11 protein-coding genes are annotated in these 14,454 nt (G+C 71.2%); 2 read left to right on the forward strand and 9 right to left on the reverse strand.

The window, feature by feature from the left end:
* From ACFWBW_RS38690 to ACFWBW_RS38715, 6 genes are all read right to left on the reverse strand, one after another.
* A partial coding sequence (locus tag ACFWBW_RS38690) for an alpha-amylase family glycosyl hydrolase (protein WP_385383534.1) occupies positions 1-717 on the reverse strand: 717 nt, incomplete at its 3' end.
* A 192-nt stretch (positions 718-909) separates the two neighbouring features.
* Positions 910-3,459: a right-handed parallel beta-helix repeat-containing protein gene (locus ACFWBW_RS38695; protein ID WP_385383537.1), complete on the reverse strand. Its 2,550-nt coding sequence runs from the start codon at positions 3,457-3,459 to the stop codon at positions 910-912.
* Between the two features lie 205 nt (positions 3,460-3,664).
* Positions 3,665-4,555 (reverse strand): carbohydrate ABC transporter permease, encoded by an 891-nt coding sequence (locus tag ACFWBW_RS38700; RefSeq protein WP_385383539.1) that lies wholly within the window; start codon positions 4,553-4,555, stop codon positions 3,665-3,667.
* 12 nt (positions 4,556-4,567) lie between these two features.
* The gene (locus tag ACFWBW_RS38705) at positions 4,568-5,596 is read right to left on the reverse strand and encodes a carbohydrate ABC transporter permease (protein WP_385383542.1); all 1,029 of its coding nucleotides are present in this window, start codon (positions 5,594-5,596) and stop codon (positions 4,568-4,570) included.
* Position 5,597: 1 nt separating this feature from the next.
* Entirely contained in the window at positions 5,598-6,956 is a 1,359-nt protein-coding gene (locus ACFWBW_RS38710; RefSeq protein WP_385383546.1) for an ABC transporter substrate-binding protein, read from the reverse strand.
* 220 nt (positions 6,957-7,176) lie between these two features.
* Positions 7,177-8,193, reverse strand: coding sequence for a LacI family DNA-binding transcriptional regulator (locus ACFWBW_RS38715; RefSeq protein ID WP_385383549.1), 1,017 nt, complete (start codon positions 8,191-8,193; stop codon positions 7,177-7,179).
* A 215-nt stretch (positions 8,194-8,408) separates the two neighbouring features.
* On the opposite strand from ACFWBW_RS38715, the gene ACFWBW_RS38720 reads away from it, so the two are divergent.
* On the forward strand, positions 8,409-9,974 hold the full coding sequence (locus ACFWBW_RS38720; protein WP_385383552.1) for an oleate hydratase: 1,566 nt from the start codon (positions 8,409-8,411) through the stop codon (positions 9,972-9,974).
* A gap of 127 nt (positions 9,975-10,101) precedes the next feature.
* A complete protein-coding gene (locus ACFWBW_RS38725) occupies positions 10,102-10,587 on the forward strand; it encodes a peroxiredoxin (RefSeq protein WP_385383555.1) in 486 nt (161 codons plus the stop codon).
* Between the two features lie 484 nt (positions 10,588-11,071).
* Here the strand turns inward: ACFWBW_RS38725 and ACFWBW_RS38730 are convergent, their stop codons facing one another.
* The 3 genes from ACFWBW_RS38730 to ACFWBW_RS38740 form a co-directional block, all read right to left on the reverse strand.
* Entirely contained in the window at positions 11,072-11,989 is a 918-nt protein-coding gene (locus tag ACFWBW_RS38730) for a MurR/RpiR family transcriptional regulator (protein ID WP_385383557.1), read from the reverse strand.
* Positions 11,990-12,144: 155 nt separating this feature from the next.
* A complete protein-coding gene (locus tag ACFWBW_RS38735) occupies positions 12,145-13,434 on the reverse strand; it encodes a M14 family metallocarboxypeptidase (protein WP_385383571.1) in 1,290 nt (429 codons plus the stop codon).
* 136 nt (positions 13,435-13,570) lie between these two features.
* The coding region (locus tag ACFWBW_RS38740; RefSeq protein WP_385383560.1) for an ATP-binding domain-containing protein at positions 13,571-14,454 on the reverse strand (884 nt) is incomplete at its 5' end.

Consider the following 14,454-nt stretch of genomic DNA (forward strand, 5'->3'; position numbering starts at 1 on the left):
GGGCAGGTCGGTGGGGTCGGGGTTCTCGCCGACGTCGGGGAGGCCGGGCTTCTTGGCGAGTCCGTGCGCGACGTCGATGCGGAAGCCGTCCACGCCCCGGTCGAGCCAGAACCGCAGGACGTCTTCGAACTCGGCGCCGACGTCCGGGTGTTCCCAGTTCAGGTCGGGCTGCTCGGGGGCGAACATGTGGAGGTACCAGGGGCCCTGGGTGCCGTCGGCCTCGGTGATCCGGGTCCAGGCGGGGCCGCCGAAGTACGAGTTCCAGTCGTTGGGCGGCAGTTCGCCCTGCGCGCCGCGCCCGGGGAGGAACCAGAAGCGCTCGCGTTCGGGGGATCCGGGGCCGGCGGCGAGGGCCCGGAGGAACCAGGGGTGCTGGTCGGAGCAGTGGTTGGGGACGAGGTCGACGACGACCCGGAGGTTGTGGCCGTGGGCCTCGGTGATGAGCTCCTCCGCTTCGGCCAGCGTGCCGAAGAGGGGGTCGATGTCGCGGTAGTCGGCCACGTCGTAGCCGGCGTCGGCCATCGGCGAGACGTACCAGGGGTTGAACCAGAGCGCGTCGACGCCCAGTTGGCGCAGGTAGGGCAGCCGCTCGCGCACTCCGGCGATGTCGCCGATGCCGTCGCCGTTCCCGTCGGCGAAGCTGCGTATGTAGATCTGGTAGATCGCTGCGTGCCGCCACCAGGGGGAGGCGGCGGGGCGGGGGGTGCTCTGGGACACGGGGTCTCCTGGTGCGGTAGGTACGGCGGGGTGGTGCGGGCGGGCCCGCGGGGCGGGCACACGGGTGCGCCGCGGCTCGGGTGGAGAGGGATGCCCGGGTACGGGGCCCGGTCGGGCGGGGTGTCTGGGGGTGACCGGGCCCCGGGTTCCAGGGGCGGAGGGGCGGAAGGGCAGAAGGGTCGGTCGGTGTTGCTACCAGCCCGAGTTGCCGGCTCCGCGGCTGACGGCGAATCCGCCGGCGAGGCTCAGACCGCCGGTGGCGGCGTCGGTGACCGTGACCCCGCTGAAGATGCCCGATCCGGCCGCGTTGATCTCGATGCCGTAGCCGCCGGCCTTGGCGATCCTGGTGTTCTTCACGGTCAGGTTCCCGACGTTCTTCTGCCAGGAGACGAGCAGGCCGCTGTAGGTGCTGTCCAGGATGTCGTTGTCCTGGAGGATCACCGGGGTGGTGATCTCGGAGGTGTCGGCGTAGACCCACAGGGCGCCGAGCTTGCTCGCCCAGTTGGGCTCGTAGCCTCCGGCCCGGTCGATGGTGTTGCGCTGGACGGTCGCCGGTCCGCTGAAGGGGATGCCGAAGCGGGTGCTGACGGCGATTCCGGCGGCGCCGGTCACGGTGTCGGCGACCAGGTTGTCCTCGATCCGGTTGCCGCTGCCGCCGTAGATCGCGGCTCCGTTGGCGAGCAGCGGGAGCTGGACCGTGTTGAAGCGGAGCACGCAGTCGGTGACGGCCTGGGCCTCCGACCACATCGCGAGGGCGTCGTCACCGGTGTTGCGGATGCTGCTCTGGGAGACCTCGCTGCCCGTGGTGCCCTTGTGCAGGTTGACCCCGTCCGCGTACGTGTCCCGGATGCGCAGGCCGGTGGCGAGCAGGCCCCGGGTCGGTGCGTCGATCCACAGACCGACCTTGCTGTGCTGGATCCAGAGGTTCTGCAGGGTGGAGCCGGAGCCGAAGTCCCCTTCCACGGCGGCATCGCTGTTGGCGTCGTCGCGGTGGTCGGACTCACCGGTGATCGCCAGGTCCTGCACGGTGCTTGTGCCGCCGCGCCCGAAGAGGCCGCCCTTGCCGTTCTTGCCGCGCAGGGTGGTGTGCCATTCGCCGGCTCCGCGCAGGACGGCTCCGGTGAGGTTGACGGATCCGGAGATGTCGTAGGTACCGGCCGGCAGCCACAGGCCCTTGCCCTGGCCGGTGGCCGTGGACAGTGCGGTGTTGAGGGCGGCGGTGTCGTCGCCGGCGTCGTTCGCGGTGACGCCGAGGGTGGCGGCGGAGACGAAACCGGTGGCGGGCATGGTGGCGGCCGCCGGGGCGGTCTCGGTCTCGACCAGGTCGATGGCGTAGGAGGAGGCGGTGTCCCCCGCGTCCTTCTGGAACTTCAGCACGGTGCCGGCGGGGAAGTCACCGGTGAGGGTGCGGGTCTCGTCGAAGAAGCGGTGCGCCTCGCCCTGCGCGGGGTCGTTGCCGTAGGGGTAGGCGCCGTAGACCCAGCTGTACTTGGAGGTGAGGGCGAGGTCCTTGGAGTGGGCGCCGTTGGCGTAGAGGCTCAGGGTGGCGTTGTTGCCCGTGCCGGCGGCGTTGTCCGGGATCGAGTAGCGCACGGTCAGGGCGTTGGCGGCCTTGGCCAGGGTGAACTGGACGTACTCCCCCGTCTGGTCGAGTACGACGGCCCGGCGTCCCGACGCCTCGGAGGCGAGGGTCTTGTAGGTGCGGTCCGGCCCGGTGACGGAGGCGTTGGTCGCGCCGGCCTCGGCCTCGTGGACGGTGTACGGGAGGGTCGCGCCGCGGGCTGCGTTCGGTGTGGAGCCGGTGACCTCGATGCCGTCGAGCTGGAGGTCGCCGTTGTCCCCGGTCTCGGTGCGCAGGGTGAGGGTGTTGAGCTGGGCGCGCAGGGGCGCGTCGGTGGTGAAGCCGGCCCAGGCTCCCGAAGTGGCGGGGAGGGTGAGGCGGCGGACGGGGACGCCGTTCGCGGTCAGGGTGATGGTCGCGGCGTTGGCCCCGGGGGTGCGGTAGCGCACGGCCACCTGCCGGGTGGCGGCGGTGGGCGCGGAGACGGAGAAGACGGCTCGGGCACCGGTGGCGGTGAAGCCCGTCAGGTAGCCGGCTCCGCTGAAGCCGGTGACGGCGGAGGCGGAGGCGGGACCGCCCGAGGCGAAGGCGGCCTCGGCCTGGTGGCTGAGGGAGCCGGGCGGCGGGTCGGTGGGCGTGGTCGTCGGGCTGGTGGGGGTGAGGCTGTCGAGGTTCACGTTGCCGGAGTCGGCGGTGGTGAAGGTCAGCGCGAGCGTGTTGGCGCCCTTCGCCAGCGGGACCGGTTCCTGGCGGGTGGCCCAGGTGTCCCAGTTCGCGGTGGCCGGGAGCGACACCTGACGGACCTTGACGCCATTTGCGTACAGGCTCAGGGTCTGGGCGGCGCCCGTGCCGTTCGCGTACCGGATCGCCACCGAACCCGTACCGGCCGCGGCGGACTGCACCACGAAGGAGGTCGAGGCCGCCCCCTTGTTCCCGTCCGTGAAGCCGCCGACGTAGCCGGTACCCGTGTAACCGGAATGCTCCGACTCGGTGCGGGCGCCGCCCGCGAGGGCCGCCGACTCCGCTTCCAGGGTGGCGGCGACGGCGTACGAGGTGGCGGCGAAGGTGCCGGTGAGGCAGGTGGTGGTCAGGGCGGTGAGGAGGAGCGGGGAGATGAGCCGTGCGGCTCTGGTGCGGGTTCCTCGGGGAGACGCGGAGGGTGAGGACGAAGAAGAAGACACGGCGTCGTGTCCTTTCGGGAGGCGCGCCCCGTACCCGAGAGGGGGGCGGGAGGGCGCGGTGGGGGCCGCCGCGGCGGTCCGTCGCTGCGGCGGTGTCAGGCGGGGACGGTGTCGGGCGGGGGCGTTGTCGAGCAGGGGTGACGGGCCCGGGGTGGGGATGGGTCCCGGGTCGGCAGGGGGAGAAGGAGGAAGGGAGGAAGGGGGGTCAGCCCTTGAGGCTTCCGGCGGTGAGGCCGGAGATGATGTGCCGCTGGAAGACGAGGAAGAGGACCAGCAGCGGAATGCTCGCCATGACCATGCCGGCGAGGAGCTGGTTGGCCGGCATGAACTCCGCGAGGCGGTTCAGGGCGACGGTGACCGGCTGCTTGCGCTCGTCCGGCAGGACGAGCATCGGCCAGAGGAAGTCCTTCCAGACTCCGACCACGGCGAAGATCGACACGACGGCCAGCACCGGACGGGACAGCGGGAGGACCACCGAGACGAGGATCCGTACCGTGCCCGCGCCGTCGATCCGGGCCGCGTCGAGCAGTTCGGCGGGGATCTGGTCGAAGAACCGTTTGAGGATGAAGACGTTGAAGGCGTTCGCCGCGGCGGGCAGCCAGATCGCGAACGGCGTGTTGATCAGGTTCACGTGGACGAGGGGGACGTCCACGACCGTGAGGTACGTGGGTACGAGCAGGGCGGACACCGGCAGCATCAAGGTGGCCAGCATCATCGCGAGGACGGCGTTGCCCAGGACCGGGCGGAGCTTGGACAGCGCGTACGCGGCGGAGACGTCGATGACGAGTTGGAAGAGCAGCGCTCCGAAGGCGAGCAGGAAGGTGTTGAAGAAGTAGCCGGCGAGGCCCGTGTTCGTCCAGGCCTCCGTGTAGCTCTCCGGGTGCCAGCTGCTCGGGAGCAGCGTGGGATGCGGCTGGGCCAGCTCCGCGGAGGACTTGAGGGCGCCGGTGGTCATCCAGTAGAGCGGGAAGACGAAGGCCAGGCTGAAGCCGGTCAGGGTCGCGCCCAGGACGAAGCGGTGCAGGAACCGGCCGACGGGCCGGGTCAGTTCGGCGGGCGCGATGAGTGTGCGGGAGCGGGGTTCGGTGGCGGCCATGCGGCCCTCCTTTCAGTCCTTGGTCCGGGTCAGCCGGAGGTAGAGGCCGGCGAAGAGGCCCAGGACCACGAAGAGCAGGGTGCTCATGGCGCTGGCCAGGCCGAAGTCGTTGTAGACGAAGGCGTAGCGGTAGAGCAGCAGCAGGATGGTGACGGTGGCCTCGTTGGGGCCGCCGCCGGTGAGGACGAACGGTTCTACGAACACCTGCATGGTGCCGATGACCTGGAGCAGCAGGGTGATCAGGAGGATGAACCTGACCTGGGGGATCGTGACGTGCCACAGGCGCCGGCGGATGGAGGCCCCGTCGAGTTCGGCTGCTTCGTAGAGCTCCCCGGGGATGCCGCTGAGGGCTGCCAGGTAGATGAGCGTCGTGGTGCCCATGTTGGCCCAGGTGGAGACGAGGACCAGGGAGATCATCGCGAGGTGTTCCGACTCCAGCCACTGCTGGGCGGGCAGGTGCAGGACGCCGAGCACGTTGTTGAAGAGGCCCGGGCCCGGATCGTAGAACCAGCGCCACAGCAGCATGGTGACGATGGGCGGGAGCATCACCGGGAGGTAGACGGTGAGCCGCAGGTACGACTGGCCGCGCCGGAGCTCGTTCAGGACGACGGCCGTGACGAACGGGGCGGCGAAGCCGAAGACGAGTGCCAGGAGCGTGAAGTAGCCGGTGTTGCGCCAGGCGGTGGCGAAGAGCGGATCGTCGAAGAGACGGCGGAAGTTGTCCAGGCCGACCCACTCGGCCGGCTGGGCGAAGGTCACCTGCTGGAAGCCGAGGAGGACGCCGCGGACGATCGGGTACCAGGCGAACAGCGCGAAGCAGATCAGCCCGGCGGAGAGGAAGAGGTAGGCGACGAGGTTCTCCCGCAGCCGGCGGCCGCGTCCCGTGGCCGGGTTTCCGCCCGCGGCCCCGGGCCGCCGGGGGCGGCCGGGGTTCCGGAGGCTCCCGGGCCGCAGGTGGCGGAGGTTCCGGGTGCGCCGGGCCGGGGCCGCGGCGGCCGGAGCCCCGGGGGTGGGGGCCTCGGAGGTGGGGAGGGCGGACATGTCACTTCACCGTGGCGAGGATGGAGTCGGCGCGGGCGGCGGCGTCCTTCAGCAGGGTGTCGATGTCCGCGTCCTCCTTGGTCAGGACGGACTGCATGACACCGTCCAGGACGGTGTACAGCTGCTGGGCGTTCGGCGGCTCGACCTTGACCTCGACCTGGGGGCTGCGGTCGACGAACGGCTTGTAGTTCTCCTGTGGCACATTGGCGTGCTCGACGTGGATGGCGTCGATCTTCTTCTGGGCGGCGCCGCCGAAGAGGTTCGGCTGGGGAAGGCCGATCGGGACGCCGAGGCCGGAGAACTTGGTGACGTTCTCCTCCTCCCGGTCCGGGTTGAGGTACTTCCACTGGACCCACTGCAGACCGGCCTTGATCTTCTCGGGCGTGGCCTTGGGATTGAACATGAAGCCGTCGCCGCCGCCGAGGGTGGCCGTGCCGGGGAGGGCCGCCAGGCCGAACTCCTCGTACTTGCGCTCGAACTGCTTGACGATGGTGGGGATGTTGTCGGGTCCGGCCATGTACATACCGAGCTTGCCGGAGCCCATCATCTTCTGGACGTCGCCGATCTCCAGGAGTTGACGGGTGCCCATGCTCTGGTCCGTCCAGCGCATGTCGTGCAGGGTCTGGAGCGCCTTGCGGCCCGCATCGCTGTCGAAGGCGGCCTTCCACTTGCCGTTCTCCTCGGTGGCCACATCGCCGCCCATGGAGTACAGCCAGGACGTCAGGTGCCAGCCGCCCTGGTTGTTCTTGCTGTAGTCGGCGTACCCCACGGTGTCCTCGCCCAGCGCGCTGATCTTCTTCGCGGCGGCCCGGACCTCTTCCCAGGTGGTCGGGGGGTTGTCGGGGTCCAGGCCGGCCTTGCGGAAGAGCTCGCGGTTGTAGACGAGGCCCATGGAGTAGTTGCCGGTGGGCAGGCCGTACGTCTTGCCCTGCTTGTCCTGGAAGACCTTTTGGAGCTCGGGACGTATGTCGGAGAGGTACGGGACGCCGGCCAGGTAGGGGGTGATGTCGGCGCCCTGCTTGCGCTGGATGAGGCCCGCCGGGTCGGTGAAGTAGACGTAGTAGACGTCTTCGAGCTGGCCGCCGGCGAGCTTCGCCGCGAAGGTCTTGGGGTCCATCTGGCCTTCGCGGGCATCGATCTTGATCTTCGGATGCGCCGCTTCGAACTGCTTGACCAGCTCCTCGAAGTCCTTGCGGTCGGCAGCCTGCGTGGTGGCCGGCATGCCGTTGACCGTGATCGTCACCACGCCGCCGGCCTTGTCCCCGGCCGGGGTCGGCGTGCCACCGCAGGCGGCGACTCCGAGGCTTGCCACGAGGGCGGTGGAGATGAACAGGGCGCGACGTCTGGTGATGTCATCCATGCGAACAGGCCTTCCGGGCGGGTCGGGCTTCGATGGCGCGACAGTAGAAGCCGTGAACGCAAGAAGTCAATAATGTTACGCAAGACATTAAGCATCAAGATTCATGGATGTGACAGAACGTGACGCCCGGCCGTCACCTCGGAGTCCTCCCCCCGACATGCGGAGAGGGCCCGGCTGCAGCCGGGCCCTCCCCCTCCCTCTCCGTACCCCTGCTCCCCCGTCAGCGCCCCGGGGACGGGCGCGCGGTGGACGACCGGACGATGAGTTCGGTGTCGAAGAGGATCTCCGCGGACAGGCCCACCCCGGTACGGATCTGCTCGGTCAGGAACTGCACCGCGGCCGAAGCCATGGCCGCGACGGGCTGGCGGGACGTCGTCAGCGGCGGGTCGGTGGCGACCATGAAGAGCGAGTCGTCGAAGCCCACGACGGACAGCTCGGCCGGCACGCGCACGCCCCGGCGGCGCGCACCGCGGATGGCGCCGAGGGCGAGGGCGTCGCTCGCGCACACCACCGCCGTCACCCCTCGCGGGAGCAGTTGGGTGATCGCCGTGGCGCCGCCCTCCATCGTGAAGAGCGCGTGGGCGACGAGCGGCCGCCACTCCCGGGCCGAGACTCCGCGCCGGGTGTTGAAGGCGGCGTAACCAGCGAGTTTACGGACCGACGGGACATGTCCGGAGGGGCCCACGATCATCCCGATCCGCTCGTGGCCGAGCGCCGACAGGTGCGCCAGCGCCTGCTCCGCAGCCCCGGCGTCGTCCACCGAGACCTGCGCGACGCCCGGGTTCTCGTCAGCCGGATTCACCAGGACTACGGGGATCGCGCGGCGGCGCAGCTCGCGGCCCTGGGCCTCGCCTATGTCCGTGTAGCTGGCGCCGACGAACACGATGCCGCCGACGTTCTGCCCGAGCAGCATGTCGACGTAGTGGGACTCCGAGACCCCGTCGGCCGTGCGCGTGCACAGCACGGGGACCAGACCCTGGCCGTTGAGCAGTCCGGCGAGGGCTTCCGCCGCCGCGGAGAAGACGGGGTTCTGGAGGTCGGGCACCACCAGCCCGATCAGCTGGGCCCGTTCCTTGCGGAACTCCACCGGGCGCTCGAACCCGCACACGTCGACGGCCGTCAGGACCGCTTCACGGGTGGCGGGCGCCACGTCCCTGTTGCCGTTCAGTACGCGACTCACCGTAGTCGTGCTGACGCCGGCCATCTCGGCCACCTGGGCTAGCCTCTGGGTGCTCACGCGACCAAGCTACCAGCCGGGTACGCAAAAACCAGTCCCCTGTACGCAAATCTCTTGCAAGCGGAGTGCGGCTCACCGCGAGCCTCGTCTTCGCGGGTCACCCGGTACCCGTCCAACGGCGCACCCGAGTCGCGGCAGGGCCCGGGGGATGGTCGGCTGGGCGGGTGACCGTGCGGCCGACCGGGGTGCGTGCGGCCGGGGCGAGGAGACACATCGTGGCCAAGGCCTATCTGGTGGGTGCCGGCATCGCTTCCCTGTCGGCGGCGGCGCTGCTGATCAGGGAGGGCGGTTTCGCGGGCTCGGACATCACGATCCTGGAGGCTCAGGGCCGCACCGGCGGAAGCCTCGACGCCGCGGGAGACCCCGAGAACGGCTACACCATGCGCGGCGGCCGGATGTTCGAGCTGCACTTCGAGTGCACGTACGACCTGCTGCGCTCCATCCCCTCGCTGGACGCACCGGGCACCTCGGTCACCGAGGACACCTTCGCCTTCCACGAGGACTTCGCCTGGAACGACAAGGCCCGCCTGGTCGACTCCTCCGGACTGCGGGTCGACACCCGCTCGATGGGGTTCTCCGAACGCGACCGCCTGGACCTGGTCGCGTGCGTGGCCTCCCCCGAGTCACGGCTCGACGGCAAGCGGATCTCCGACTGCTTCACCCCCGAGTTCTTCACCACCAACTTCTGGTACATGTGGTGCACGACCTTCGCCTTCGAGCCCTGGCACTCGGCGATCGAGTTCCGGCGCTACCTCAACCGGTTCGTGCACCTCTTCAAGACCTTCGACACCATGTCGGGCATCTACCGCACCCGCTTCAACCAGTACGACTCGATCGTGCGCCCGCTCCAGAGCTGGCTGCGGAGCAACGGCGTCGTGTTCTCGATGAACACCACCGTGACCGACGTGGAGCTGGCCGACGGCGAGGGCACCACCGCCACCGCCCTCGCCTGCACGCGGGAGGGCTCGGCCGTACGGATCCCCGTCGCCGCCGAGGACCTGGTGTTCGTCACCAACGGATCGATGACCGCGAACTCGACCCTGGGATCCACCGACACCCCCGCCGTACTGGACACCTCCGCGCCGGACGACTCGTGGCGCCTGTGGCAGACCCTGGCGGCCAAGCGCCCCCACCTGGGCGACCCTTCGGTGTTCGACTCCTCCGTCTCGGACTCCACCTGGGGCTCCTTCACCGTCACCACCCAGGACCCCACCTTCTTCAAGGCCATGGAGGAGTTCTCCGGCAGCGAGGCCGGCAAGGGCGGTCTGATCACCTTCAAGGACTCCGGCTGGCTGCTGACCATCGTCCTGAACCACCAGCCGCACTTCCACGAGCAGCCCGAGGGCACCTACGTCTGGTGGGGGTACGCGCTGTTCCCGGACAAGCCCGGCGACCACGTGGGCAAGACGATGGCCGAGTGCACGGGCCGCGAGATCCTCACCGAGGTCCTCGGACACCTGCGCCTCGAGCAGAGCGAGCAGATCCTGGAGTCCTCGATCGTCGTCCCGGCGCTGATGCCGTACATCACCAGCCAGTTCCTGGTCCGCAAGGCCGGCGACCGGCCCGAGGTGGTCCCGGAGGGCTCCACCAACCTGGCCTTCATCGGCCAGTACGCCGAGGTCCCCGACGACGTGGTGTTCACCGTCGAGTACTCGGTGCGCACCGCGTGGACCGCGGTGGCCCGGCTGCTGCACCTGGACCGGCAGCCGCCGCCGGTCTACAAGGGCGGCCACGACCCCAAGGTGCTCCTCGAAGCCCTGCACACGATGCACCGCCGCTGAGGCCGCACGGTCGCGCCCGTCCCGCCCAGCCCCGCCGGCCCTGGCCTCGGCCCCGGTCTCCGGGCGGCGACACCGCGGGCGCGACCGGGTACCGTACGCCCCTCTACGACAGAGAGGTGCGGCCATCGTGACCCGAATCCCGGACGTGGGCGATGTGGTGGGCGATTTCTCGCTCCCCGGCGGCCTGCTCAGCGAGGACGTGTTCGTCCGCGGGCAGTACGCGCTCGGCGAGCAGCGCGGGAACCCGGTCGTTCTCGCCTTCTACCCCGGCGACAACACCCCCGTCTGTACGACTCAGCTGTGCTCCTACTCCGACGGGCTGGAGGCGCTCTCCGCGTGCGGCGCCCAGGTGTGGGGCATCAGCCCGCAGGGCGTCGACAGCCACGAGGCCTTCGCCCGGGACCGCGGCCTGCGGATCCCGCTGCTCGCCGACACCGACCGCACGGTGGCCCGCGCCTTCGGCGTGTCCGCTCCCGTGATCGGTCTACGGCGGGCCGTCTTCGTCATCGCGCCGGACGGCACCCTGCACTGGAAGCACGTCGGGACCCTGGGCCTGAGGTTCCCTTCCGCGGACACCATCGCGGAGCAGCTCGTCGGTGTCGCCACGGGCTGACGCGCCGGTGATGCGCCGGGTCCCCGGCCGTCCGGCCCGGCCGGACGAGCGGGGACTCGGAGCCCGCGCTCAGTTGTCGGAGCCCACTCGCCCGCCTGTCCCGTCACACCGCCGGACAGAGCCGAGAGCCGGCCGATCGGACGAACGACGCCGGTGGCGGACGAACGGCCCCGGTCGCCGGTCACCGGTCGCCGGTGGAGAGGTACTGGGCGGCCTCGGCCCAGGGGTTGGCCGAGGCCGCAGAGGCATTGCGGGATCCGAAAGCCGGACGGGACACCTGGCGTCACGTGAGGAGGAGAAACGTCACGCCGGTATCTGGTTCTAAGAAGGTGTGGGGACACCTTCCCTGGCATCTCGACGGATGACCGCGCCGCCATCAGTAAACATATATACCGTTGAGTAAGCAAGGGTATGAAAATATTCATGTGCGAGGGTGGTGTGAATATGACACCTCACCCCGGTTCGCCCTAGAGGAAGAAGTCGTCTAGAGGAAGAAGCCGTGCTGGTCCGCGGCCTGCTCGTAACTCTCGAGCCGGGCCTGCGTCCGCTCGGGGTCCGCGTCCGCCATCGCCTGGAGAAGCGCCGCGGACAGGACGCCCGGCGCCGAGTACGAGTCGAAGACCAGTCGCGAACCGGTACCGGCCGTCAGCGCCACATCGGCTTCGTCCACCAGCGGCCCCAGCGTGCGGTCCGTGATCAGCGCGATCCGCAGCCCCGCGCCGCGGGCCACCCGCAGCGCCGCCAGGGTCTCCTTGGCGTGCCGGGGCATCGCGAAGGCCAGGACCCAGCTCCCGCCCGCCGCCCGGGCCTGCAGCAGCGCGTCGGAGGCGACGCTGCCGCCGCCGGTCACCAGGCGCACGTCGGGGTGGATCCGGCGGGCCGCGTAGGCGAAGTACTCCGCCAGCGAGACGGAGATCCGCAGCCCGAGGACCGTCAGCGGCACCGACCGGGCCAGTTCCCGTCCGATGTCGAGCACCTGGTCGGTGTCGGCGAGCAGCTGCCGGACGGTGCGCAGGTTCTCGATCTCGGCGTCGACGGCGGCCTGCAGTTCGTTGCGCCGGGTCTGCTCGGGGCTGTCCGGGGCGCCGGCCACCGCGCTGAGCGCGATCGGCTGGAGGACGTCGCGCAGGGCCGGATAGCCGCTGAAGCCGAGGGCCGAGGCGAAGCGGGTCACGGAGGGCTGGCTCACGCCGGCTCGTTCCGCGAGCTCGGTGATCGAGAGGAACGCCGCCTCGGTGAGGTGGTCGACGAGGTACTGGGCGATCCGGCGCTGGCCCGGTGAGAGCGGGTGCCCGTCGAACAGCGCCCGGACCCGGTCGGCCGGGGCCCGCTCGTGGTCGACCGGCTGCCCGCCCGGCGTGATCGCTGCCGCCTGTGCGCGCGCCTGCTGCCCCGATGACACCGGCGGACCTCCCTCTCGTGCCACTCCGTGATCCCAACATAGCTCACGGCATCCGGCTGACCAGCGCGCTTCCCCCTGCGGCCGGCCGCAGGGGGACGTCCTGGCCGGCCGTGGTGCGCACCGGTTCCGCCACCTCCACCCGGGGTGATGGAGCGTCAGCATGTCTCTACCGGCTGCCCCGTTGCGATCCGGTGCGGGGCCCGGCCGTCGAGGAGGAGCACCACGAGGGCCCGTACGGGCCGGCCCAGCGGAACGAACGCGCCGCCGTCGGCGGCGGGTACGGCCCGCACGCCGTGGAGGTCGAGGCGGCTTCCGGTCGCGGCGTACTGGGCCGGGGTCAGCCGGTAGCCGCAGGGCGGATGGGCGAGGATCTCGTCCCCGGCCGCGGGGGCGTTGTCCGCTCCGCCCAGCAGGACCGGGCCCACCGCGCTCCCCACTGTCAGGCGGGCTCCGTCCGAGGCCGCCGCCAGGGGGCCCGTACGCGTGGAGACATAGGCGAACAGGCCGCGCAGAGAAGCCAGTTGGGAGCCGACCCGGCGGCGGTGGTTGAGGGCAGGATCGGACCGCTCCGCGTCCCCGGCAGCGCCCGCGAGTGCCTCGATGCGGCTTTCGATCAGCAGCGCGACCGCATGCTTGACGCCCGCCGTGTTGCGCAGGATCCGCTCCTGGCCGTCGCCCGCGGACTGCCCGACCGGGGTGCCGGTGACGGGGTCGGTTCGGATGCCGTAGGTCCCGGTGGAGTGGCCGGCCGCGTGGGCCGCACCGCGTACGTACGCGGCGGACAGGGCGCGGGACTGCGCGTACACCGCCGGGTCGGTGTTGAGGTTGCGCGGCCAGAGGTCGAAGAGGTCCTTGTCGTACGTCCCCGGTGTCGCCCGGTACTCGTGCAGGTCGTACACGAGGTGCGGCCGGTGGTCGCGCAGCACCGCGGCCAGCGCCCGCGCCTCGGGCGAGGTGAGGGCCATGTGGTCGCGGTTGATGTCGGTGCCCCCGGCGTTGGCGCGGGTACCGGCGGCCCGCCCGTCCGGGTTGGCGGTCGGGACCACGAGCAGCGTGACGGCCTCCAGGAGGCGCCGGGTCGCCGTGTCCCGGGCGTGGGCGAGGTCCCGCACGGTGCTCAGGCACGCCTCGCGCCCGGCCGGTTCGTCTCCGTGCTGGCTGCACACCAGCAGCACGGTGACGGGGCCCCGGCCCAGGCTCACCAGTCGCAGCGGACGGCCGCGCACGGTCTTGCCGATGGTCCGGACGGTGGCGCGCTCGCCGTGCCGGCCGACCGCGTGGAGCAGCTCCCGCTCCTGGGCCTCGCTGGTCCAGTGCGCTCCGTCCGCGGCCTCGAAACCGGTGCGGGGCGCCCTTTCGGCCGCGCGCACCGGGTCGGGGGCCAGGGCCACCGCCAGCACGGCCGTCAGTGTCGCGGCGAGTGCGGACAGGCCGCGCGCCGTCATCTTCTCGATCACGCCCCGGTTGTAGCGGGCCCGGGGCCGCGGCGGCAGGGTTCCGCGCCCGAACTCACCCGGGTGGCCGGGCGAGTTCCTCCGGTACGGGACACCGCGCCGCTGCCGGCCGTGGGCCCCGGCCCGGCTACGGCTGCTCGGCCAGGCCCTGCGGGAGCCGGCCGGTGTGGAGCACCCCCAGGGTCTGGGTCGCGCGCGTCAGGGCCACGTAGAGGTCGCTGGGTTCGTGGTCGGCCGGCTCCACGACGATCACCGTGTCGAACTCCAGGCCCTTGGCCTGCCGCGGTGCGAGCAGCACCACGGGGCGGGTGAGGTCGGGCTCCTCCCCCGCCCTTACGCCCGGCAGCGCGGCCGCCAGTTCCCCGTGCAGCGCGCGCGGGGCGATCACCGCGAGGCGGCCCTCGGCCGGTGCGCCCTCCCGTACCGCGTCGGCCACCGCCGCGGCCAGGTCGCCGGTCCGCTTCACCCAGGGCAGGCGCCCCGTGGAACGGACCGAGCTCGGCGGCTCGAAGCCGGGGTGGCGGGCTCGGAGCACGGCCGCCGCCAGTTCCATGATCTCGGCGGGCGTACGGTAGTTGACGCCGAGGCGCACCAGCTCCCAGCGGTCCTCCACGTAGGGCGCCAGGATCTGCTGCCAGGAACCGCAGCCGGCTTCGTCGCCGGTCTGGGCCGGGTCGCCCACCAGCGTCATCGAACGGGTCGGGCAGCGCCGCATGAGCAGGCGCCATGCCATGGCGGACAGTTCCTGCGCCTCGTCCACGATGACGTGCCCGAAGGCCCAGGTGCGGTCGGCAGCGGCCCGTTCTGCCGCACTGCGGTGGTCGGCCTCCTCCTGGCGCTCCGCCATCCGCTCGGCGTCGATGATGTCGTGGGCCGCGAGGAACTCGTTCTCCGTGTCCTCGAACTCGTACGACTCCGACCCGGCCGACAGGTCGAGGACGCCCTGCGCGTACGCGACGCGCTCGAGGCGCTCGCGCTCCTCGGCGGCGCGGCGCGCGGTGTCGTCGACTC

The organism is Streptomyces sp. NPDC059957 (assembly GCF_042730015.1).
In the GTDB taxonomy this organism is placed as follows: Bacteria; Actinomycetota; Actinomycetes; order Streptomycetales; family Streptomycetaceae; genus Streptomyces.